Source organism: Corynebacterium sp. 401_CJEI (assembly GCF_001076435.1).
Taxonomy (GTDB): Bacteria; Actinomycetota; Actinomycetes; order Mycobacteriales; family Mycobacteriaceae; genus Corynebacterium; species Corynebacterium jeikeium_D.
The window spans coordinates 48,270-71,492 of the sequence record NZ_JVIP01000035.1 but is presented as its reverse complement, the minus strand read 5'-3'; the positions used below and the strand labels follow the sequence as shown (position 1 = coordinate 71,492).

Below are 23,223 nucleotides of genomic sequence, written 5' to 3'. Positions count from 1 at the left end.
ATCCTCTATGTTTGCCTCTTCGAAATCCTCTCTCCGCAGCGCTAAGCGTGTCATTATCAGCGCTGCAGCTCTCACCACCGCCTTTGGTATTGGGGCCGGCACTGCCGTTGCCCTGCCAGTTTCCCCAGACCTGCAGTCGCTCAGCCAGAGTGTTCGGGACCTCAAGCTGCCGGAGATCTCGACTCTGAACCCGGGCGACCTTGCTCCTGAGCTCTCTGAGGTTCTGGATTCCTCTTCGGTGAAGCTGCCGGATTCGGTCGTCGCCCTAATCAATGAAAACTTCAGGTTCGCTGAAAACAACAAGCAGGTGGCGGACAAGGTCAAAACTCAGCTGCTGAACGCCATCGACAGCCTGCCGCTGCCAGCTGCGCAGAAGGCCGAAGCCACCCGCGTCGTCAACGAGATTTTCGGTTTGCTGGAGGGCCAAGACAAGCCGTCGCAGCCTGAGCCGGCGCCTGCCCCCGCTCCACAGCCAGAGCAGAAGCCACGCCCTGAACCACGTCCAGAGCCAAACAACCCGTGCCCGCCGAGCGCCCGCGCATGCGTTGACCTGGCTAACCAGAAGACCTGGCTGCAGGAAAACGGCAACATCACCTACGGCCCGGTGCCCATGTCCTCCGGTATGCCAGGTTACGAAACCACCCGTGGGCACTTGAGCGTTACCCGCAAGGTTCGCGATGAGTGGTCGGTTCCTTACAACGGTCCGATGCCGTTCTCTGTGTACTTCACCAACGACGGCGAAGCTTTCCACGAGGGTTCGGTCAATCAGATGTCCCACGGCTGCATTCATCTGAATCACGATGATGCTGTGATGTACTTCAACACTCTGCAGGTCGGCGACGGCGTCTACATCTGGTAGTTACCTGCACTGATGCGTTGAAATAATGACCAGGTGACTGAGCCTATTGAGGCATAGGCGCAGTTTTCCCTGGCGGTGAAAAATGAGCTCGCCCCACTAGAGTCTTCCAGTTTGGAGGACAGTGGGGGCGAGCTCATTTTTGTTGAGTTTTTGTTGAGTTACAGTCGCGGATTCAACAGGTGAGGTACACGGCAGCCGTCGATTACGGGTTACCGCAACCCTGCCTACTCGTCAGGGTTCCGGTCCAAAGAACTAGTCCACGAAGCTCATTGCGTAGCGGGCAATGGCCAGTTCCTCATTGGTCGGTACCACGAAGACCTTGACCTTCGAGTCATCCGCCGAAATCAGACGTGGGCCGTCATTCGGCTGGGAGTTGAGCTCGTCATCAATTTTGATACCGAAGTTCTCAAGCTCAGCCATCGAATCACGGCGGATACCGACGTGGTTCTCACCGACACCGGCGGTGAAGGTGATGGCATCGAGACGACCGAGAATCAGCATGTACGAGCCGATGTAGCGGCGCAGCTGGTGAACATACATCTGGTATGCAGCCCAAGCATCCGGGTCGTGGTCATCCATGCGCTCCTGCAGGACTCGGAAGTCATTGACACCAGAGACACCCTTCAAACCAGACTGGCGGTTGCACAGATTGTCGATCTCATCGATGCTCATGCCGTTGCGGTAGAGGTGGAAGATGACGCCCGGGTCAATGTCACCGGTACGAGTGCCCATCATCAGACCAGCCAGCGGAGTCAGCCCCATCGAGGTATCCACCGCCTGGCCACCTCGGATAGCCGCACACGACGCACCGTTACCCAGGTGCAGCGTAATCTGGTTGATTTCCTCTGCCGGCTTATTCAGAAGGTCCGGCACCTGCTTGGAAACAAACTCATGCGAGGTGCCGTGGAAGCCGTAACGACGGATATCAAACTTCGATGCGACCTCTGCATTTAGCGGGTACAGAGCAGCAGCTGGCGGCATGGTGTGGAAGAAACCAGTGTCGAAGACGGCGACGTGCGGCACGTCGGGAAGCAGCTTGCGAGACTCTTCGATGCCTACAATATTGGCCGGGTTGTGCAGCGGCGCCAGCGGAATAAGGTCGCGGATCATGCCCACGATCTCGTCGGTAATCAGCTCCGGTCCAGAGAACAGGCGACCACCGTGAACGACGCGGTGACCGACGGCGGCAATATCCACCGACTCCGGACCAACACCGTGCTCATCCATCAGCTCGAACGCGCGGTCAAGGCCACTGGCATGGTCAGCGATAGGCTCAGTGATTTCAATCTTCTGTCCGGAGAACTTCAGATTAATAATGCCGTCTTCTTCACCAATGCGCTCCACCAGACCGGAGACATACGGCGGCTGCGTTGAGTCCTTCTCTGGATCTACCAGCTGAAACTTGATAGAGGAGGAACCGGAGTTCAAAACAAGTACGTGACGGGACATAATAATTAGTTTCCTCCAGCCTGAATAGCGGTAATTGCAACCGTGTTGATGATGTCCGGCACCGTGGCGCCACGAGAGAGGTCGTTGACCGGCTTGTTCAAGCCCTGCAGAATCGGGCCGATTGCCAATGCACCACCACAGCGCTGGGCAATCTTGTAACCGATGTTACCGGCGTCCAGATCCGGGAACACGAAAACAGTTGCCTTACCCGCAACGGAGGAATCCGGCATCTTCTTCGCAGCCACAGACGGGTCAATAGCGGCATCGAACTGCAGCGGACCATCGACAGCGAGGTCCGGGGCCAGCTCCTTGGCCTTGGCCAGACCCGCCTTCACACGGTCAACATCCTCACCTGTGCCGGATGCTCCAGTGGAGTAGCTCAGCATGGCGACGCGGGCGTCGATACCGAAGGAAGCTGCAGTCTCGGCGGATACCACCGCGATTTCACCCAGCTGTTCCGGAGCCGGCTTCGGCAGCACCGCACAGTCCGCAAAACCCCACAGCGAGTTGTCCATAACCATGAGGAACAGCGACGACACCGTGGAAGCCGACGGCTTGGTCTTAATGATTTGCAAGGACGGACGAATGGTGTGCGCAGTTGTGTGGGCTGCACCGGACACCATGCCGTCGACAAGCCCGTTGTGAATCATCATCGTCGCGAAGTAGGAGATGTCCCGCATCGTCTCACGGGCCTGCTCCAGCGTGACCCCCTTGGCCTTGCGCATCTCTGCGAACTGTTCCGCGAACTGCTCAACATATTCGGAGGTCTGCGGGTTCCAGAGATGGGCGGCGTCGATGTCAAAACCCAGTTCGGCGGCGCGCGCCTTCATAGCATCCGGGTCACCGAGGATAGTAAGCTCACAGATGTCCTCGCGCAGGAGGTAATCAGCGGCCTCAAGAATGCGGTCATCATCCCCCTCTGGCAGCACAATGTGGCGCTTATCAGTCTTGGCGCGCTGCAACAGCCACCACTGGAAACGCTGTGGAGTCATCACTGCGGTGACCTCGCGGCTTACGACCTTGCGAAGCCCCTCAGCATCGTCAACGGCAACAACGGGAACGTCGAGATCGAGAGTCTTAGCAGCCTCGACTGCTTCCTCCCCTGTGAGAACAACAGCGAGTACCTCGCTGTGACGCTGAGCTGCACTGCTGAGCGCCAAACGAACGCGAGCCTTTGCGGCCTCTGTGTGACAGCCCTCGCCACCAGCGACAACGATGACACCGGCACCGGCGACGGTGGCGATGCGGAAGTCAAAATCGAGGTTGCCGGAGCCGGTCAGAACAGCCGCCCCCTCGTTAGCAGCGCGGTCGTCCTCAACAGCACTGACGATGGTGTCAAGCGCGGATTCCGGATCCACAACAACCTGATCCACAGTGGCGCCGTGAGCCCCACCGACAGTGTGGAGGCAACGTGCCCCACCCAGTGCCTCAGACAATGCCGTAATGACATCCTGTAGATCGTCTGCGCGGTCCACTGAAGTAATCAGGACTGCGGAGTTGTTGGTGGACGCTTGGGCGTTCTTATCGCTCACCGACGTTCCTTTCTCGCACTGCGCTTAATCGTTGACTTATTTGAACGTTGACTTGGCTCGAGCCATTGGACTGCCGGAGGCTCAAGATCATGCTGAGCTTCCAATCCCGCTGAGTCCCAAATCATTATTTTCATCTTATTGTGAGTCACCTTACATCTCACGACGGACTCAAACCCCTTTGGTTACCCCTGGTAGCCACACTTTTCCCCACAGATTCCAACAATTTTCCCGCACAATCGCGCCTTTTATGCGGTTTTTCTAGTGAACTATCCCAAATTCCCACATTGGACGTGACTAAGGTCACATTTAGTTTTGTACGCCTTCAAAAGCATCTCACCGATGATGTGATGCTCGCCTCTCGATTTTTCGTAAGTTATCGCTACGATTGGGGGCGCTACCATTGGGAATGTCGAATAAACCGATAGCTCACCAATAACTCCTTTCCCCACGAGGTCACCGCTGGCAGCTACTTACGCCGCGGTCTCGTGGCCGTCGTAAAGCATTAGAGAAAGAAGGACACGCTTCATGAATCGCCCGCTCCGCGTTGCCGTAATTGGCTCTGGCCCGGCCGGTGTTTATGCTTCCGATGCACTGATGAAATCCAGTACTGACGTGGAAGTCGATCTGTTTGAAAAGATGCCGGCTCCATTTGGTCTAATCCGCTACGGCGTCGCCCCCGACCACCCACGTATCAAGGGCATCATTATGGCCTTACACCGTGTGATGGAAAAGCCGGAGCTGCGCCTGTTTTCCAACGTTGAGTTCGGCAAGGACATCACGCTCGACGAATTAAAGGAGCATTACGACGCCGTCATCTTCGCCACCGGTGCCGTCGGCGACCGCGCGCTGCCAACGCCGGGTGCGGATCTGCCGGAGCACTTTGGTGCTGGTGAATTCGTGGGCTTCTACGACGGCAATCCACTCTTTGAGCGCACCTGGGATCTCTCGGCGGAGTCCGTGGCCGTCGTCGGAGTCGGCAACGTCGCGCTGGATGTCTCCCGAATCCTGGCGAAGACCGGTGAGGAACTGCACGTCACAGAAATCCCGGACAATGTCTACGAGGTTCTGAAGACAAATAAGGCCAAGGAAGTCCACGTCTTCGGCCGCCGCGGCCCGGCACAGGCCAAGTTCACCCCGCTGGAGCTCAAGGAGCTCGACTACTCACCGAACGTCGAGGTCGTTGTCGATCCGCGCGATATTGATTACGACTCCGCATCCGAGATTATGCGTCGCAACTCCAAGATCACTGACCAGGTCTGCACCATCCTGGAGAACTACGCCATCCGTGAGCCAAAGAACGCACCGCACAAGCTCTACATTCACTTCTTCGAGTCGCCAGTGGAAATCCTCAGCGAGGAGGGTACCGACGGCCAGCAGCATGTGACAGGCTTGCGCACTCAGCGCATGGAATACGACGGTGCTGGCGGGCTGCGGCCGACCGGCGAGACCACCGACTGGAAGGTCGGCGCTGTCTACTCCGCCGTGGGCTACCGCTCTGATGCGCTGCCGGGTATCCCGTTCGACAACGTGAAGAATGTCATTTCCAACGTCGGTGGTCGAGTCATCGAATCCGATAACACCGAGGATGAAGCAGCCGAGGCCATCACTGGCCTCTACACCACCGGTTGGGTTCGCCGCGGACCGGTCGGCCTGATTGGTAATACCAAGGGCGATGCCAACGAGGCCGTAGCCAATCTGCTGGCCGATGCCGCCGAGGGCAAGAAATTCAACCCGTCGAAGCCGGAGTTGTCCGCTGTCAACGAGCTGCTGGAGTCCAAGGGTATCGACTACCTGGACTGGGAAGGTTGGCACAAGCTCGATGCTGCCGAACGCACCGCCGGCGAGGCCGAGGGTCGCGAACGCAAGAAGTACGTCGAGTGGGATGAGATGGTCACCCACTCCAAGGGCGAGTAACGGCGAGTAACTAGGACGGATAAAAAGCGTCGGCTACGCCACTACCTTCACGTCCGTGTACGCGGCGCGCGAGTCCCAGCGGCAGCACACAATCGGCGCCAACAGCTCGGCCAATGGCTCACCAAAAGCCACCTGACCAGCACCGTCGGCAGCGCCTGCATCGATGACTCGATCCCACAATAGGCCCGGCGCGGTAAACAGCGGCACCACTACGAGTCCGCGTCCGCGCTTGGCCGCGCGCTCCTGCGCCGCGGCCACAGCATCGGCTCCCTTGATTTTCTCAGGACCGACCACGAATGCCGCGCTCACATGTCCCGGCAGCATCCCGCCAAGGTTTGCCGCAAACTGGTGCACCGCCGCATTGGCATCCTCATCAGAGGAGCCGACCCCCATCACCAGCGCATCGACCGGCCAGGAAAAAGATGCATTCTCCGCCGCTTCGATGATTCGCTTTACGACGGCGCGCTTCGTGCCGTCGCCAAGCCCGAGTCCTTCAGCCACTGTGATGTCAACACCATGCCGATCGCAGAGTCGAACCTGCTCGGGAACGTCGACTCGCGAGTGGAACGCATCGGTGAACAGCAGCGGTACGGCCAGTGCCTGAGTCTCGCCGGCAGCGGCGAGCTCGGCACAGACGGTATCCAGTGAGGGCTCGTCGAGGTCCAGCCAGGCGAGGCGAATCTGAGAGGGCGCATCCAGACGGGTGAGCGGCATCTTCTCGCGCACGAGCGCGACCACGTCTTCGAGCACCGGTTTGGTCTCTGAGTGCCGAGAACCGTGCGCAAGCAGAATCAGTGCGGTCATCGATGGTCTCCTCAGGCTCGCTAGCTGTGCTTTCTGGTTTCTCTACCTGGCAGCTCTACTGGGCAGCGCCACGCACGAGGCCTGCGGTGAGGGTGTCACCGGTGCCCGGCTCAATAAGCAGGAAGGCACCGACACGACCACCGACGCGGTAGGCATCGACCGGGAGCGGCTGCGCGACCTCGATGGTCACCTCAGCGACATCATTGACCGCGAGCTGGTCGGCAACGCCGGTGGGCTCGCCGATCTCGATGTCGATAAGGGCATCGACGGAAGCGATACGCCCACGCACCAGCGCGGCACCGTAGCGCACCTCAACGACACGGCCGACTGCCAGCGGCTTGTCCGCAAGGTGGACAGCCACGGCGGAGAAGCGGCGGACGTCCTCCGGACGGGTGCCACTGATGAGATCACCACGGGCGAGGTCGAACTCGGCATCCAAGCTGATGGCAACCGACTGACCGGCCACGGCCTCAGTGACATCCTCGGCTGCCACGGTGATCTTCGTGACCGTAGCCTGACGGTTGGCGTCTACGGAGACAGTGTCACCCACACGCACACTGCCTGCGGCGATACGGCCAGCGTAACCGCGGTATTCAGTGGCGTGATCACGAATGACGTAGTCGATGGGCAGGCGTAGGTCGGCCTCGGCATCGGTTTCCAGGTCGGCACCGATGTTGAGGTTTTCCAGCAGTTCCAACACAGTCGGCCCCTCGTACCACGGGGTGTGCTCAGACGGATCGACAATGTTGTCGCCGACCAAAGCCGACACTGGAACAACGAAGGTGTTCTGAAGACCCAAACGCTCTGCCAGCACTGCTACATCCGACTCAATCTTGCGGAAGGCTTCTTCGCTGTAGTCCAGCAGGTCGATCTTGTTGACGGCAAAGATTACGTGGCGAACACCCAGCAGACCGGCCACCGTTGCGTGTCGCTTGGTCTGCGTCACGACGCCGTTGCGTGCGTCGATAAGCAAAACGACGGCCTCAGCGGTGGACATACCAGTGATGGTGTTTCGGGTGTACTGCTCGTGACCAGGGCAGTCGGCGAGGATGAACGAGCGGACGTCGGTGGCGAAGTAGCGGTAGGCAACGTCGATCGTGATGCCCTGCTCACGCTCGGCCCGCAGACCATCAACCAGCAACGAGAGGTCAGGATTTTCCTGACCGCGCGCCTGCGAGGAGGCGACGACGGCCTCGTACTGGTCAGCGAGGATGTTCTTCGTGTCGTGCAGCAAGCGCCCGACAAAGGTCGACTTACCGTCGTCGACGGAGCCAGCGGTGCACAGGCGAAGAGTGCGACGAGCGCGAGTGGCGCGGTCGGCGGTAATCAGGGTAGCTGGGGAATTTGGCTGGCTCATCAGAAGTAACCTTCCTTCTTGCGGTCTTCCATGGAGGATTCGGACAACTTGTCATCTGCGCGGGTAGCGCCGCGCTCGGTGAGCTTGGATGTGCGAAGTTCCTCCATGACCTCCGCAATAGTGGTGGCAGTCGATTCGACAGCGCCGGTACAGCTCATGTCACCGACAGTGCGGTAGCGGACAGTGCGAACCTCTAGGGTCTCACCGTCGCGGGGTCCACCCCACTCGCCCGGTGCCAACCACATGCCGCCGCGGTTGAATACCTCACGCTCATGGGCAAAGTAGATGGGTGGCAGCTCGATGTCACGGGCTTCGATGTAGGCCCAGACGTCGGCCTCGGTCCAGTTCGAGATTGGGAAAACGCGAACGTTCTCTCCAGCGGCGTGGCGACCGTTGTAGAGCCCCCACAGCTCCGGCCGCTGACGGCGTGGATCCCAACCGCCGAAGGAGTCGCGGACGGAGAACACGCGCTCCTTGGCGCGGGCCTTCTCCTCATCGCGGCGGGCGCCACCGAGGACGGCATCGTAACCACGGTTGGCAATGGTCTCCACCAGTGGCACGGTCTGCAAGGGGTTGCGGGTGCCGTCAGCACGCTCGGTGAGCACACCGCTGTCAATCCAGTCTTGGACCTTGGCTACGTGCAGCTTAATGCCCGGCTGAGCGGCAATCTTGTCGCGGAATTCAATGACTTCGGGGAAGTTGTGGCCGGTGTCGACGTGGAGCAGCTCTAGCGGGATACCCGCCGGTGCGAAGGCGCGCTTGGCCAGCTCGAGCACGACGACGGAGTCCTTTCCGCCGGAGAAAAGCAGTGCCGGACGGTCAAACTGGCCGGCGGTTTGGCGGATAATGTCGATGGCCTCGGCTTCCAGTTCGGCAAGCCGCGGGTCGAGGCGGTTTTGTACGGAAACGGTGGTTGAGCTTGTCATGGGGTTCTTTCTGTTGTGGCTGTGTTAGCTGTGTTAGCCTTTCGGCTGTTTTAAAAAAAACTGTCTGTATAAGCTGCAGGTCGCAGCTAGCCATGAGCGGCAATTGGCTAGTGACTAGTGGCTGTCGGTATCGTCTAGCCGCCAGCCACTCAAACTAGAGATGCAATCCGCACTCTGTCTTCTCGCTGCCCGCCCAGCGGCCCGAGCGCGGATCCGCACCCTCTGCCACTCGCGCAGTGCATGTCGCGCACCCAATCGACGGGAACCCCTGTTGTGTCAGCGGATGCACAATGAGGTCGTTGTCCTCGATGTACTGGGCAACGTCCTCATCCGTCCAGGTGGCCAGCGGGTTGAGCTTGATGCGACCGGTCTTATCGATTTCCAGTACCGGCGTGTGTGCGCGGGTCGGCGCGTCGACGCGCTTCAGACCTGTGACCCAGCCCTCGTAGGGGCGCTTCACAGCTGACAGCGGCTCGACCTTCCGCAGTGCGCAGCATCGCGTCGGGTCGGTCTTGTACAGGTCGACGCCCTCTTCGGCGTCTTGCTCGGCGCGGGTGCGCTTCGGCTCAATCGACAGCAGTCGGTTGTCGTAGCGCTGTGCAACCTGCTCCGCCACATCAAGGGTCTCCGGGAAGTGGTAACCCGTATCCAGGAAAACCAGGTCGGCTTCCGGCGCGTGCCGAGCAGCCAGTTCCGCCAATACCGTGTCCTGCATCGACAGGGTCACAGCCAGTGGCGTGTGCAGGTGCTCCGCACCCCATTCCAGTACTTCCCCGGCAGTGGCAGTCTCCAGCTTGGAGCCCCACTCCAGCGCGAGCTCGATCAGACGACGAGCGGTCTCCGGATTGTCCAGCACATCCTGACGCGCGAGCGCCTCCTGAGTCTTAATGACTTCAGCGGTTTTCAGTCCCGTGCTCATGACGCCACCTTCCTATCAATATGACCATGCAGTTTCACTGTGAATACCCGGCAGCATTCGCGGCATTGCCAGGCGTAATCGGTTTCCAGGTCGGGCCACAGATCATCACCGCCGCAGTAAGGGCAATGCATCACCGCACCCCGGTTCGGATTGGGGTGTGCGCTTCGGCCACCGATTCCCAGTCGCGCTGGCGTCTCGTCTTTTTCGCTTGACGACGGCCCCTGCGACCGAACCCCATTGGGAGATTCACTCACTTCAGGTCCTCCTCATCAGCGCGGACAATCCACTCGCGGAACTGTTCACCCTCGTGGCGCTGCTCCTTGAAGTGATTGACGACGCGCTCGATGTAGTCACCCAGTTCTGCCGAGGTGACCTTGTGTCCGCGAACCTTGCGGCCGAAGTTGGCATCGAGCCCCAGCGAACCACCGAGGTGAACCTGGAAACCCTCGACACGGTTGCCCTCGTCGTCGGTGACAATCTGCCCCTTGAGTCCGATGTCGGCAATCTGCGTGCGGGCGCAGGCATTCGGGCAGCCATTGAGCGCAATGGTGATTGGGACGTCGAGGTCACCGAGGCGTTCCTCCAAGTCGCCCACCAAATCAATTGCGCGCTGGCGCGTGGTGACAAGTGCGAGCTTGCAGAACTCTAGGCCGGTGCAGGCCAGGATGCCCCGTCGGAAAGCAGAAGGCTTGGCAGACAGGCCAATTTCGTCGAGTTCTGCGAGCAGGGAGTCGACCTGGTCGTCGGCGACGTCGAGGAGAATGAGCTCCTTCATCACGGTGGTGCGGACGCGGGAAACACCGTGGCGCTCGGCGATGTCGGCGAGCTTGACCAGGTCAGAGCCCGGAACACGGCCAACAGCGGGCTTAACACCGACGTAGTTGAGACCGTCGGCCTGCTTGTGCACGCCGATGTGGTCCCGGTCGCCCTCGAAAGGTTCGGGTGCGGGGCCGTCGATAAGCTTGCGGTTGAGGTAGTCGTCTTCGAGTACCTGGCGGAACTTCTCCGCGCCCCATTCGGCAACGAGGAACTTCAGACGCGCACGATTGCGCAGGCGACGGTAGCCGTAGTCCCGGAAGATGCGGCACACGCCCGCCCATACCTCGGGAACCTCGTCCTCTGGGATCCAGGCGCCGAGACGCTGGGCGAGCATCGGGTTGGTGGAGAGACCACCACCGACCCAAACGTCGAAACCGGGGCCGTGCTCTGGATGATTGACACCGACGAAGGCAACGTCCTGGACCTCGTGGGTGACATCGAGACGCGGGGAACCGGAAACTGCCGACTTAAACTTACGCGGTAGGTTGGAGAACTCGTCGCCGGAGAGGTACTCCTCCTTGATGCGGCGGATGGCGTTGGTGCCGTCGACAATTTCATCGGCCGCAACACCGGCAACCGGGCTGCCTAGAATAACGCGGGGAACGTCGCCGCAGCCAAAGTTGGTGTCGAGACCAACTCGCTCAAGGCGGTCCCAGATCTCCGGCATATCTTCGACGCGAATCCAGTGCAGCTGGACGTTCTGGCGGTCGGAGAAGTCCGCAGTGTCGCGGGCGAAGTCGCGGGAAATCTCGCCGATGGTGCGAATGCCCTCGGTGGTGGTCTGGCCACCGTCGAGGCGGACGCGGAGCATAAAGTACTTGTCCTGCAGCTCGGCGTTGGTCTTCACGCCGGTGTGCTCACCGCTAAGCCCCTGCTTGCGCTGGGTGTAGAGGCCAATCCACTTAAAGCGAGGCGCTAGGTCCTCCGCGGGGATGGAGTCAAACCCCTGCTTGGAGTAGATGTCGATAACACGCTGCTTAACGGCGATGCCAGCATCTTCTTTCTTAATGCGCTCGTCGTCGTTAAGTGGCTCGCGGCCGTCGATAAGCCACTGCCCCTGTGGCTTCGGTGCGCGCTTCTTACGTCGGGTAGCCGCTGCGGAAGCTGGACGCTCGGCGGTTTTCGTAGGAGAGCTCATGGGGAATCTACCGAATCACTTTCGTTTTGTTCTCGTTGACCGAATTAGTTTCTAATCTTTATAGACCGTTTGGTCTACGTTGCATTGCAGGCAACATTAGACCGACCAGTCTGGCTAGTGCAAGCCGGGACACGCTCGGATACCTAGCGGACTTCCGCTTCGCCCACGCGGACACCGTTTTTCGCACCCACTTTGACACCTTCAGAAGCATCCTCGGCCCCGGCATCAACCGAAGCGGGTGATGGAGATCCAGAACTAGGCACATCAGCCGAGGAAGACTGAGAAGTCGGCTCAAGTTGGACCCGCTGACGCAGCCCCGGAAGAGTGTCGTGCGAACGCGCCCACAGCACCAGCACAACGACAACAAAAGCCCACACGAGCAGCGCTGTCGTCAGTACGCCCCCAGAAACCAGCGACGAAAACAGAGTGCGAATATTCAGCCCCACCAACACGCCGCCGATCGCAATCCCAAGCAGCCGCGGATTAATGCGCCCCACCAGGTACGCAGCCAAGGGTGCCGCAATCACACCACCGCACAACAAACCAATTACCGGTGCGGCATGCTGAGTGAATTCCTCCCGCAGCTTGGGCAAAAAGCCCAGTACAGCCGCCAAGGCAACGAGAAATTCCGCCGCAGAGACAGTACCGATAATCTTGCGCGGCTGGTCAGCCTCAGCGCCGAGCAAAGTTGAGGTGGTAACAGGCCCCCAACCACCGCCTCCAGTGGAATCAAGCAGGCCACCAAAGAGCCCCAGCGGAGCGAGCTTCTTCGCCCCCCAGGCCTTCTTCTTGCGCTTAACATTGGCCAAAAAGGCGAAGCGGATAATCACCCACAGACCGAGGAAAAGCAAGATTGTCGAGGTCACAGGCGTCGCGGCATCACCGTCGAGATTCGCCAAAAAGGTCGCACCAATAAAGGCACCGATAGCACCCGGCACGCCAAGACTCAGCGCGCGTCGCCAGTCGACATTGCCGAATCGCCAGTGTGAAATACCGGAGGCCAGTGTCGTACCCACCTCTGCTACGTGAACCACCGCCGACGCAGTGGCAGCACTACTACCAGCGACAATAAACAGCGAAGTAGCGGTGACACCGAAAGCCATCCCCAGAGTGCCGTCGACTAATTGCGCGCCAAGGCCGATTAGCACGAAGACTATGAGTTTTTCCATGACAAGCCCTTCCCCGCTTACCCAACCAGAGCCTGCCGTTGCCACGATGCTCGCACGACGAGCCCCTTTCAGAGCTCATTCAGCAGAAGCGATGCGCAGCAAAACCCTCTCAAGCCAAAGCAGTGATTCTTGCGGTGTTTTGTGTTTGCTTTTTGTAGACCAGTTTGTCTATATTCTGTTTCAGCAAGCATAGACCGGTTGGTCTACGATAAGCAATCGCGACAAAGAAAACGTAGAAAAAGGATTCCACCCAATGACCAACGACCAGACTGCAGCCCAGAACACGGCCGCTTCCTCACTGCCCGATCTCGCCAACTCCACCACGCCACTGCGTGTAGCCGTGGTTGGCTCGGGCCCGGCCGGCATCTACGCCTCCGACGCGCTGATGAAGTCCGGCCGCGATGTCGCCATCGACCTCTACGAGCGCCTTCCAGTGCCGTTCGGCCTCATCCGCTACGGTGTTGCGCCAGACCACCCGCGAATCAAGGGCATCATTAAGTCCCTCCACCGAGTGCTGGACAAGCCGCAGGTTCGACTGCTGGGCAACGTGGACGTCGGCAAGCAGGTCAGCGTTGATGAACTGCGCCAGTTCTACGACGCCATCATCTTCGCCACTGGCGCGACCGGCGACCGCGATCTGAACATCCCGGGCTCGGATCTGCCGGAGCACTACGGCGCCGGTGAGTTCGTAGGTTTCTACGACTCCCACCCGGAGTTTGCTCGCGAATGGGACCTCTCTGCTGAGTCGGTCGCTGTGATCGGCGTCGGTAACGTGGGTCTCGACGTCGCCCGTATTCTCGCCAAGACTGCCGATGAGCTGCACGTCACCGAAATCGCCGACAACGTCTACGACGGCCTGGCAAAGAATGCCGCCCGCGAAGTCCATGTCTTTGGCCGTCGCGGTCCGGCTCAGGCAAAGTTCACTCCACTGGAGCTGAAGGAACTGGACCACTCTGACACCATTGAGGTTGTCGTGAATCCGGAGGACATCCAGTACGATGCCGCCTCCGAAACGTCCCGTCGCGAGTCCAAGATCACCGATCAGGTCTGTACGATTCTGGAAAACTACGCCATCCGCGAGCCAAAGGGCGCCCCGCACAAGCTCTTCATCCACTTCTTCGAGTCCCCGGTCGAAATCATCGGCGAGACCGGTGAAGATGGAGTACAGCACGTCAGCGCTATCCGCACCGAACGCACCGAACTCGACGGCGAGGGTGGCGTCCGCGGCACCGGCAAGTTCACCGAATGGCCGGTCGGTGCGGTCTACCGCGCAGTCGGCTACCGCTCCGACGCAGTCACCGGCGTACCGTTCGACACCGGCACGCACACCATCCCAGATGCCGGCGGCCGCGTGCTTGACGACATCGACGGCAACCACATCCAGGGCCTGTACACCACCGGCTGGATTCGCCGTGGCCCGGTCGGCCTAATCGGTAACACCAAGGGCGATGCCAACGAAGCTGTCGGCAACCTCATCGCCGACTGGGAGGCAGGTCGCCTGGCCGCACCTGCAAAGCCCACGCATAACGACGTCGACGAGTTCCTGGCCGACAAGGGCCTCCAGGTCACCACCTGGGAGGGCTGGCACGCACTCGACGCCGCCGAGCGTGCCGCGGGCGAAGCCGAAGGCCGCGAGCGCAAGAAGCTGGTCGAGTGGGCTGACATGGTTGCGGCCTCCACGGTCGTCGCAAAGCAGCCAGATGCCGATGACGTGGCCGAAGCTGTGCACGAAGCTGTTGTGGAGACCGTCGCGAGCTAGCGCATCGGGTCTAACCGGACAGTTGATTGTGCACGTCAGTCGATCTTCGGATTAGAGTTAATACATGGCTTATCATGCAGACTCATCCAACCTGGACGTCAAGGAAGTTCTGACCTGGGAAGGCTTCGGCGTCGCCTCCCGTGAACTGGCACAGCAGATTGTCGACTCGGACTTCGACCCGGAGATTATTATCGCCGTGGCCCGCGGTGGCCTGCTGCCAGCAGGCGCACTCAGCTACACCATGGGCGTCAAGCTCTCTGACGCCATCAACGTCGAGTTCTACACCGACGTGGCGGAGACCCTGCCGGATCCGGTTCTGCTGGAGCCGCTGCTGGACATCGAATCGATTTCCAACCGCCGCCTGCTGGTCGTCGACGATGTGGCTGACTCCGGTCGCACGCTGCATCTGGTGCTCGACCTGCTCAAGAAGCACGGCGCTGAAGTCCGTTCCGCTGTGCTCTACGGCAAGTCCCGCTCGGAGATTGCACCGGACTACGTCTGGAAGCACACCGATGACTGGATTGTCTTCCCCTGGTCGGCCGAGCCACCGGTACAGAAGTCCAAGTAGATTAAGTAGCTTACGCACCACAGCGGGCACACAAAAAGTGCGCTGCGGAGCCAGTTAAGGCCGTACCGCAGCGCACACTAGGTCGTCGAACTAGCCCAGTTCGACGACCTTAATCTTTGATGCCGCCTCCGATGCGCGCTCACGAGCAGCATCGACAGAATCCGCGGTCGAAACAGCAACACCCATGCGGCGACGCGGGCCAGCAACCGGCTTACCAAAGATACGAATATCGGTCTCCGGAATAGCCATGGCCTCCGTCAGCCCGGTGTAACCCGGCTGCTCGATGTCAGCACCGCCGTAGACGACAGCGGAGGCTCCCGGGGACACCAGCGTGACGTCGATAGGCAGACCCAACACTGCGCGCGCGTGCAGCTCGAACTCGGAGAAACGCTGCGTACCCATGGTGACCATGCCGGTGTCGTGCGGACGCGGGCTGACCTCGGAGAACCACACCTCATCGCCGCGGACAAACAGCTCGACGCCGAAGATACCGCGACCGCCCAGCGCGTTGGTGATGCGCGCGGCGACAGAGCGAGCATTGTCCAGGGCGTTTTCGCTCATGGCAGCCGGTTGCCAGGACTCAACGTAGTCACCATCCTGCTGACGGTGGCCGATGGGCTCACAGAACCACGTTGCCCCCTCGCCGGTCTCCGGATCAACGGAGCGCACGGTCAGCAGCGTGATCTCATAGTCGAAATCGACGAAGCCCTCCACGATGACGCGACCGGACTCAACGCGACCGCCACTCATGGCGTAATCCCACGCGGCCTGGACATCTTCCGGCGAACGCAGCGTGGACTGTCCCTTGCCCGAGGAACTCATGACCGGCTTGACCACGCATGGGAAGCCAATCTCATCAACAGCTGCGGTGAACTCATCAAAGCTGGAGGCGAAGTGATAGCGGGAAGTCGGCAGCCCCACCTCTTCCGCAGCCAGGCGGCGAATACCCTCTCGGTTCATGGTCAGCTGAGTCGCCCGTGCGGTCGGAATAACGGTGACGTCCAGCGTCTCATCTTCCTCGACCTCTGCCAGCACCTCGGTTGCCAGAGCCTCAATCTCAGGGACGATGAAGTGTGGCTTGACCTGGAGAATCAGGTCCCGCAGTGCGCTAGGGTCCGACATATTCAACACGTAGGCGTGGTGAGCTACCTGGTGTGCCGGTGCATGCTCGTAGCGATCGGCAGCGTGCACCTCAACGCCAAGACGCTGGAAAGCAATGGTCACCTCCTTGCCGAGCTCGCCAGAGCCGAGCAGCAGAACTCGCGTTGCTCCCGGCTGGTACGGGGTTCCGGTGACTTCAGGGGTGAACATCGAGATAAATTCGCTTTCGTCTACGGCACATACGCTGCGCAACCAGCAGCTGTTAAATTGATTGCCTCCAGCATACGACAGCGAGCTGATTCACCGCGGCGGGCACGGGCGGGAACCTAGCGCGGGAACACCCGCTGGAACTCAGCCAGCGCCACCTCACGGTCAGCGGCCAGGACAACATTCGCCACCGCTCCGGCTGAATCCTCCACCACCTGGCCGCGGCGTGCTGGCTCATCTGCAAAGGTTCGCTTATCGACGCCCACGAGACGCATCTTCTCCACTTCCCCGGTCACCGCACCGACGGCCACCATCGCGGCAAAGAGGTCATGAACCTGCGCCTTGTAACCGACTCCAACTCCCTGGTGGAACTCAAAGTAGAACTTCAGTGAGCGACGCAGAACACGCAGTAGCTCCGGGTTCATACCGGCATCTCGCCAGGATTCAATCTCAGTATCACTAATGGTGATGGTCTCGGTGACATTGAGCGGAACCAGCGTCGGCACCGGCGCGCCTGCGGCGGTGGCGATGCTGCGCACGGCATCCTCCGGGCGCTCGACGGCCACAGCGCCCGCGGTGCCGAAGACCTCGATGACCGCGGTGGGGTCAACCCAGAAGTTCCATTCCGCAAACTCGGTAACGTTACCGTGGTACTCCACAGCACCACCCATAATGGTCACGCCGTCGAGCTCCCGCATGAGTTCCGGGTACTTCTTCAAAGCGGCCACGTAGGTGGTCATAGGGCCAGTGACCAGCAGGTGCACCTTCTCCCCCGTCGACCGTGCCTGCTCGATGACCTGGCGCCACAGCGCCAGCGGATCCGCCGCTCCTGCGCGCCCCGGTTCGTAGATGACGGCCGGTGGCGCCAGGTTGTAGCCCAGCCCGTACGGGCCATGAGTCTCAGGCGTGGTGGTCAGCTCACGGTCAGCGGGCCCCTCGAAACCGCTGACGACCGGAACCTCCGGACAACCACAAAGATTCAGCATGTACTTGGTATTACGGGCAGACCATGCCGCAGTGGTGTTACCACCTGCGCAGGTCACACCCACCAGCTCGATCTCGCCTGCGGTATGCAACCCCGCGAGGTAGACGAGAGCAAGACTGTCATCGATACCCGTGTCAACGTCGGCAAGCACTTTCAAACGCGTCATAAGGTCAAGTGTGACACGAAACACGCTCGGCCCGCAGAGCTAAACATGGGCAAAACAGGGATACAGACGAGTTTCCGCTGGTGCTGGCCGGGTTTACTAGTTCGTCGACATCGCTGCATCACCCACCGGAGCAGGCTCCGGCAGCGGCATATTCAGCTCGGCCAAGACCTCGCGCAGTCGCGTCGGGTAGTCGGTGATGATGCCGTCGACACCAGCGGCAATCTGCTCGCGCATGGTCTCCTTTTCGTTCACCGTCCATGGCACCACCTTCATGCCGGCCTCATGCGCACGGGAGATTAGCTCCGGCGTGGCGACCGGGTGGTAGTCAGCATCCGACGGTGTCTTGCCGTAAGGAATGCTGTGCGTCGGCGAGAGCACCTGCACGCCGAGCTGCTTGGCGGCCTCGATGATGTCGCCATTGACCTCGTCGTAATTGACATCGCCAATCCAAGGAGAATCCTTCTTCCAGGTGGTTTCGTCCCACAGCATGACCAGCGGAATCTCCGGGTTCCGTTCCGCGACCAGCGGCAACGAGCGCCAATCGAAGGATTGAATCATCACACGATCAGCCACACCCGCGCGGTCAATCTCGTCGAGAATCACATCGACGAACTCCTGCGGTTCTGCCGAGTCAGCGCGCTTTTCGCCCTCGATCTTGGTCTCAATGTTGAAGTGGATGTCCTGGTTATCCTTAGTCAGCTCGAACAGCTCCGGCAGGGTCATCATCCTATTGCCCTTGATTGGCTCCGCATCCGGGAAGTCCTCGAGCTTCTTGTCACAGACCAGGGTTTGTACCTGCTCATAGGTGAGATCATGTACGAGCTTGCCGACGTACGGGTACTGCGGGTCCCCCTCCGTCACTGGCTCGGTGTCCGAGCACTTGTCGTCTTGGATTTCCGGATCGTGCCAGACCATAGGCACGCCATCCTTCGTCAGGACGATGTCCAGCTCCAACGTCGTAACGCCCAGCTCCAACGAGTTGATCATCGCCTGCTTGGACTCCTCCGTCCACTCACCGCGACCACCACGGTGTGACTGCAGATCAAAACCCTCCGGCAGCTTAGCCATCGCAGCCGGCCGCACATTCGCGGCCGCATTCAGCTCAGCGACCTGCTGCTTTTCAAAGGTCTTCTCTTCGCTCGACGTAGTGCTAACCGCGCTTGCACTGCTTGACGACGATGCCGCGTCGTTGTCCGCATCATTGCTGCATGCTGCAATAGGAGAAATAGCAAACGCGCCCATAGCGATGGCCGCGATTGCGCGACGCGTGCCGTGGACGCGTGAATTCTGAGGCTGCTCGCTCTGCTTGGTCCGTTCGTCAAACATGGAGTCAGATGAGTTGCGAGAAGACATGGCCGGTGATTTTTCCTCTTTGGGCGTAGTATTAGCGACTTCATAGCGACGGCATAGTACCGACAACACAGTGTCGACAAACTACCGTCGGAGGTTTACGGAACACAGAAATCTGGGTGAAAACTGTGTGGTGCGCCACTACTTTAAAACGGCCTGACAGCACTCGCATCTGGAGCGAGTGCTGGGTGAGCGTTTAATTTCCCTCTGCCTTTGGAATCTCGCCGTCTTGAGCGACCTCTGACCCATCCCAGGAGTACGTAACGGGAGCGTTGTACTGGTCTTTAAAGGCGAAGGCACCGCCGTCTTCGATCATTTTATTGACATCGAAGAAATTGACGGTCACAGTTTTGCCATCGCCTTCGACCGAGTTGATTGTCTGCGGACCACCGGCGGTACCCACGTACTCGCCCTTATGAAACAGCAGCACTGCACCAGCGGTAGTTGAATGCGTAATTTCATTCTGTACTGCTGAGGCAAAGGTCAACTCGCTGGTGGTATCCCAGTTCGTATCGTCCGTGACTGTCCAACCGCTGCCATTGCCACCTTCCATTGAGTTCAGGTCGGCAACCGCTTCTTCGAAAGCCTCTTCCTGAGTTGGCGCAGAAGAACCCCCATCGGAGTCGTTGTCATCGACATCCGGATTGGGGGTATCTGCACTTTCACTGTCATCCTCGACAGTGGTGGTCGTAGTGATGGTCGTCGTTTCTTGATCTACCTGAGAAGCAGAGGTCGGTGCTGCGGTCTCATCAGTGGAGCAACCGGACAAAGCCACTACACCTGCGACCGCCGCGCTAACCAGCATCGACCCGCGACGAACTGAATGACCACTCATGGCTGGAACCTCTTCTGTTCTCTCAAGTTTTCTCAAGCACTGCGCTACGACGGAGCATTACTTTCTCATGTCCGACTCGGAATTGAGTTTACTTGGGAAAACTCAAGAGACCCCGGGAGTGTCCAAGAATTTTCGAAAGCTCTCGAAAATTCTCGGGAGTCCTTAGGAAGCGGGTGTCGCGCCGCCGGGAATCTTGCCCTCGTGGACAACGTGATCTCCGTTCCAGAAGAAGTGAACATTAGAGGTGAACTTGGCCGCATCAGCGTTCGGCGCACCTGCGGCCTCCTGGGCCTCCCAGTCGTGGTAGATCACTGAGATGTTCTTACCATCGGGGGTCGGCGTCACCTTGTTGATGTGCTGAGGCCGGTCAGAGTCCGTACCAATGAACTCACCCTTGTGGAACATCAACAGCACAGTGGAGGACTGAGCGTTTCCCTGCTTGGCCTGATCTGCGAGAGCAAAGCTCAAATCGCTACACGGGCTGAAGTTGGAGGTGCCAGTGTACTTCCACCCATCATGGTTGTTCGGACGCTCCCTGTTGACCTTATCCAGGGCCTCTTGGATTTCAGGTGCAGCCGGGTTCGGGGTACAGCGATCCGCCTTCGCGGGAGCTGGAGCCGGCGCCGGTGCTGGGGCCGGTTCCGCCTGAGCCGCAGGAGCTGCAACGGCTCCACCTACTGCGGAGAAAATCATCGCGCCGGAAAGTACGGCGGAACTTGCCAGTCGTTGTACTCGGTGTCCTGTGTTTTGCATGAAAACCACACGCCTTCTGTCGTTTGGACTTCTGTCGTTGGACCACGCGGTGAGGCCTACGATACAAAAATGACTCTGGGATGCCAGTGTCAACTGACAATTCCCAGAGCCTTCTCGTGGTTAGCAAATGTTCTTTTTTACAGCAGCCAGCGGTTTCGACACCGAAGATTTTTTATCTAACAGTTCGATAAAGTCGGGTCGAAAGCCGGACTATTTTCCGGCTAGTTCGCCACTGTCCCCAGACTAAGTGTCCAGCGCTAGTTGTCCAGCACGTCGTGGACAACGATAGTCTGGTCACGACCCGGGCCAACACCGATGTAGGAAATGCGAGCGCCAGAGAGCTCCTCCAGGCGGTTCAGGTAATCCTTGGCCTTGTCCGGCAGCTCATCGAAGGTGCGGCAGCCAGTGATGTCTTCGTCCCATGCAGGCATGGTCTCGTAAATCGGGACAGCGTGGTGGAACTCCGACTGGGTGAGTGGCATTTCGTCGTGACGCACGCCATCAACGTCGTAAGCGACACAAATCGGAATCTCGCCGATACCAGTCAGGACATCCAGCTTGGTGATGAACAGATCCGTGAAACCGTTGACGCGCGCGGCGTAGCGAGCCAGCACCGAGTCGTACCAACCACAGCGGCGCTTACGGCCGGTGTTGACTCCGACCTCACCGCCGGTGGTCTGCAGGTACTCGCCCCACTTGTCGAACAGCTCCGTCGGGAACGGGCCAGCACCGACGCGGGTGGTGTAGGCCTTCATGATGCCCAGCACCGAAGTGATCTTCGTCGGGCCGATGCCGGTGCCCACGCAGGCACCACCAGCGGTTGGGTTCGAGGAGGTCACGAACGGGTAGGTGCCGTGGTCGACGTCGAGCATGGTGGCCTGGCCGCCCTCCATGAGGACGTGCTTGCCGGCATCCAAAGCCTGATTGAGCTCAAACTCCGAGTCGATAATCATCGGGCGCAGACGATCGGCGAAGCCCATGAAGTAATCAAAGACTTCATCCGGGTCGATAGCGCGGCGGTTGTACAGCTTGACCAGAATCTGGTTCTTCTGAGCCAGCGAAGACTCAATCTTCTGGCGCAGAATCGACTCATCCAGAATGTCCTGGACACGCAAGCCCGTACGGCCGACCTTGTCGGCATACGTCGGGCCGATACCGCGGCCAGTGGTGCCGATAGCGCGCTTACCCAGGAAGCGCTCGGTCACGCGGTCCAGCGTCTGGTGGTACGGAGCAACCATGTGGGCATTGCCGGAAACGCGCAGGCGGGAGGCTTTTGCACCGCGAGCTTCGAGGCCATCAATCTCGTCGAAAAGCGCCTCGAGGTTGACCACACAGCCGTTACCGATAATCGGCACAGCGTTTTCCGACAGCACACCCGCCGGAAGCAGCTTCAGCTCGTACTTCTCACCGCCGACGACAACGGTGTGGCCGGCGTTATTGCCACCGTTGGGCTTGACGACGTAGTCGACGCGGCCACCGAGAATATCGGTTGCTTTGCCCTTGCCCTCGTCGCCCCACTGGGCACCGACGATAATGATTGCGGCCATAGTCCTACTTCAACTCCTGGGATTGCAGACGACGCATTAGAGTGTAGTCCTATGCGTATTGTTGTGCTGCAGTGTGGCCCCGATGTACCCGCGTTTTCCCAATTGCTCCGCCAATCATGGTCTACATCAGCACCGTCCACACCATCAGCACCAGCTACTCCGGCACCACCCGCCTATGCGCTTCACGACGTCGCGATGATCCCCACCCGCAAGGAGCTGGCTTTCATCGACGACCTGGCCAAGGACGTACTGCCTGTCGATACAGCTCCGACGCCGGAGGAAATCTCCAAGCAGAAGAAAGTCGACCACTTAGGCGCTCCGCAACCCGCTCCGCAAAAGCCGAGCGAGCCGTTACGAATTGTGGTCGTTGGCACCGACGCGGCACTGGCTACCGTGGCAACCTACCTGATGCGCAAGAACCTCCTGTGGATTGAAGTGGCACATGTCCCCACCGCGCCCTCGACCGCGGCCAAAAACTGGGGCATCGAAGGAGGAGAAGGGCTCGATGCGGCGGCCGCGCTCACACGCCCGACGACGCCAGTGCCGCTGATTCGCGACGACACCGGCCACGCAATTGTTGGTTACGCCCTACTGACAGAGCCGGGAATTACCGGAGTGTCCTCGGCAAACGGGTTTACTGGCGAGGTCTATGTCGACGAGCATCAGATGTTCTCCGGCACATCCACCGGCCTGCAGATTCGCCCTACCCCCGATGCCCCGGGCATCGTTGCGGCCGAAGTTCCGGCGCCGGATGCGGAAAACGGTAACGAGGGTGAGAGCGGCAAAGGCCTGCTGAGCCGACTCGGATTGGGGCGCGGTGGCCGTCGTAAAGCGAAAGAAGCCCCGGCCCGCGAGCTACACCGTCCGATGACGGGTCGGGCAGTTCAAGTTGGTGGCCTGGGCTTCCGATATGTGCGCGATGGCGTGGAGTCACGAAAGCCGAGAGAGAAGACAACTCTGTACCGACACCTTCGCGACTTGCAGATTGTGCACTAACTGCGGCGGGCAATAGCCACGGTCTGCCTGTGCGAAAGTGGCGTGCATGAAAGTGACCTGCGCGAAAGTT

The 23,223-nt window shown here is 59.8% G+C and carries 19 protein-coding genes; 5 read left to right on the top strand and 14 right to left on the bottom strand.

What is annotated here, in order from left to right; all coding sequences use genetic code 11:
• Positions 1-7: 7 nt before the first annotated feature.
• Entirely contained in the window at positions 8-859 is an 852-nt protein-coding gene (locus ADM64_RS07830) for a L,D-transpeptidase (RefSeq protein ID WP_049193782.1), read from the top strand.
• A gap of 252 nt (positions 860-1,111) precedes the next feature.
• On the opposite strand, the gene ADM64_RS07825 is transcribed toward ADM64_RS07830, so the two are convergent.
• A complete protein-coding gene (locus tag ADM64_RS07825) occupies positions 1,112-2,308 on the bottom strand; it encodes an acetate kinase (protein ID WP_049193781.1) in 1,197 nt (398 codons plus the stop codon).
• 5 nt (positions 2,309-2,313) lie between these two features.
• The gene (gene pta / locus ADM64_RS07820) at positions 2,314-3,639 is read right to left on the bottom strand and encodes a phosphate acetyltransferase (protein ID WP_241486351.1); all 1,326 of its coding nucleotides are present in this window, start codon (positions 3,637-3,639) and stop codon (positions 2,314-2,316) included.
• 726 nt (positions 3,640-4,365) lie between these two features.
• On the opposite strand from pta, the gene ADM64_RS07815 reads away from it, so the two are divergent.
• Positions 4,366-5,754: an FAD-dependent oxidoreductase gene (locus tag ADM64_RS07815; RefSeq protein ID WP_049169886.1), complete on the top strand. Its 1,389-nt coding sequence runs from the start codon at positions 4,366-4,368 to the stop codon at positions 5,752-5,754.
• A gap of 33 nt (positions 5,755-5,787) precedes the next feature.
• On the opposite strand, the gene ADM64_RS07810 is transcribed toward ADM64_RS07815, so the two are convergent.
• The 6 genes from ADM64_RS07810 to ADM64_RS07785 all read right to left on the bottom strand — a co-directional run bounded on the left by ADM64_RS07810 (position 5,788) and on the right by ADM64_RS07785 (position 12,886).
• Positions 5,788-6,558, bottom strand: a complete 771-nt coding sequence (locus tag ADM64_RS07810) for a sirohydrochlorin chelatase (RefSeq protein ID WP_049169883.1) — start codon at positions 6,556-6,558, stop codon at positions 5,788-5,790.
• Between the two features lie 55 nt (positions 6,559-6,613).
• On the bottom strand, positions 6,614-7,915 hold the full coding sequence (locus tag ADM64_RS07805; RefSeq protein WP_049193777.1) for a sulfate adenylyltransferase subunit 1: 1,302 nt from the start codon (positions 7,913-7,915) through the stop codon (positions 6,614-6,616).
• A complete protein-coding gene (gene cysD, locus ADM64_RS07800) occupies positions 7,915-8,841 on the bottom strand; it encodes a sulfate adenylyltransferase subunit CysD (protein WP_038626730.1) in 927 nt (308 codons plus the stop codon). The genes ADM64_RS07805 and cysD overlap by 1 nt, the downstream gene beginning before the upstream one ends.
• Positions 8,842-8,995: 154 nt before the next feature.
• A complete protein-coding gene (locus ADM64_RS07795) occupies positions 8,996-9,760 on the bottom strand; it encodes a phosphoadenylyl-sulfate reductase (protein WP_049193776.1) in 765 nt (254 codons plus the stop codon).
• 250 nt (positions 9,761-10,010) lie between these two features.
• Positions 10,011-11,717 (bottom strand): nitrite/sulfite reductase, encoded by a 1,707-nt coding sequence (locus ADM64_RS07790; RefSeq protein ID WP_016421533.1) that lies wholly within the window; start codon positions 11,715-11,717, stop codon positions 10,011-10,013.
• A gap of 143 nt (positions 11,718-11,860) precedes the next feature.
• Complete coding sequence (locus ADM64_RS07785) at positions 11,861-12,886, bottom strand: sulfite exporter TauE/SafE family protein (protein ID WP_049193775.1); 1,026 nt, start codon at positions 12,884-12,886, stop codon at positions 11,861-11,863.
• Between the two features lie 253 nt (positions 12,887-13,139).
• On the opposite strand from ADM64_RS07785, the gene ADM64_RS07780 reads away from it, so the two are divergent.
• Positions 13,140-14,645, top strand: a complete 1,506-nt coding sequence (locus ADM64_RS07780) for an FAD-dependent oxidoreductase (RefSeq protein ID WP_049189473.1) — start codon at positions 13,140-13,142, stop codon at positions 14,643-14,645.
• 64 nt (positions 14,646-14,709) lie between these two features.
• Positions 14,710-15,213 (top strand): phosphoribosyltransferase, encoded by a 504-nt coding sequence (locus tag ADM64_RS07775; RefSeq protein ID WP_048734520.1) that lies wholly within the window; start codon positions 14,710-14,712, stop codon positions 15,211-15,213.
• A gap of 90 nt (positions 15,214-15,303) precedes the next feature.
• Here the strand turns inward: ADM64_RS07775 and purT are convergent, their stop codons facing one another.
• The 6 genes from purT to ADM64_RS07745 all read right to left on the bottom strand — a co-directional run bounded on the left by purT (position 15,304) and on the right by ADM64_RS07745 (position 22,157).
• Positions 15,304-16,524 (bottom strand): formate-dependent phosphoribosylglycinamide formyltransferase, encoded by a 1,221-nt coding sequence (gene purT, locus ADM64_RS07770; protein ID WP_048734516.1) that lies wholly within the window; start codon positions 16,522-16,524, stop codon positions 15,304-15,306.
• Between the two features lie 116 nt (positions 16,525-16,640).
• Positions 16,641-17,672 carry a nucleoside hydrolase gene (locus ADM64_RS07765; protein WP_049189472.1) on the bottom strand — a complete coding sequence of 344 codons (1,032 nt, stop codon included), beginning with the start codon at positions 17,670-17,672 and terminating at the stop codon, positions 16,641-16,643.
• A 96-nt stretch (positions 17,673-17,768) separates the two neighbouring features.
• Positions 17,769-19,025 carry a glycerophosphodiester phosphodiesterase family protein gene (locus ADM64_RS07760; RefSeq protein ID WP_049169869.1) on the bottom strand — a complete coding sequence of 419 codons (1,257 nt, stop codon included), beginning with the start codon at positions 19,023-19,025 and terminating at the stop codon, positions 17,769-17,771.
• 193 nt (positions 19,026-19,218) lie between these two features.
• Positions 19,219-19,857 (bottom strand): LppP/LprE family lipoprotein, encoded by a 639-nt coding sequence (locus ADM64_RS07755; protein WP_049193773.1) that lies wholly within the window; start codon positions 19,855-19,857, stop codon positions 19,219-19,221.
• Positions 19,858-20,019: 162 nt separating this feature from the next.
• Entirely contained in the window at positions 20,020-20,610 is a 591-nt protein-coding gene (locus ADM64_RS07750) for an LppP/LprE family lipoprotein (RefSeq protein ID WP_049193802.1), read from the bottom strand.
• A 257-nt stretch (positions 20,611-20,867) separates the two neighbouring features.
• Complete coding sequence (locus ADM64_RS07745) at positions 20,868-22,157, bottom strand: adenylosuccinate synthase (RefSeq protein WP_016421542.1); 1,290 nt, start codon at positions 22,155-22,157, stop codon at positions 20,868-20,870.
• A gap of 51 nt (positions 22,158-22,208) precedes the next feature.
• Between ADM64_RS07745 and ADM64_RS07740 the strand changes: the two genes are divergently transcribed.
• Positions 22,209-23,153, top strand: a complete 945-nt coding sequence (locus ADM64_RS07740) for a hypothetical protein (protein WP_224433541.1) — start codon at positions 22,209-22,211, stop codon at positions 23,151-23,153.
• Positions 23,154-23,223: the final 70 nt, after the last annotated feature.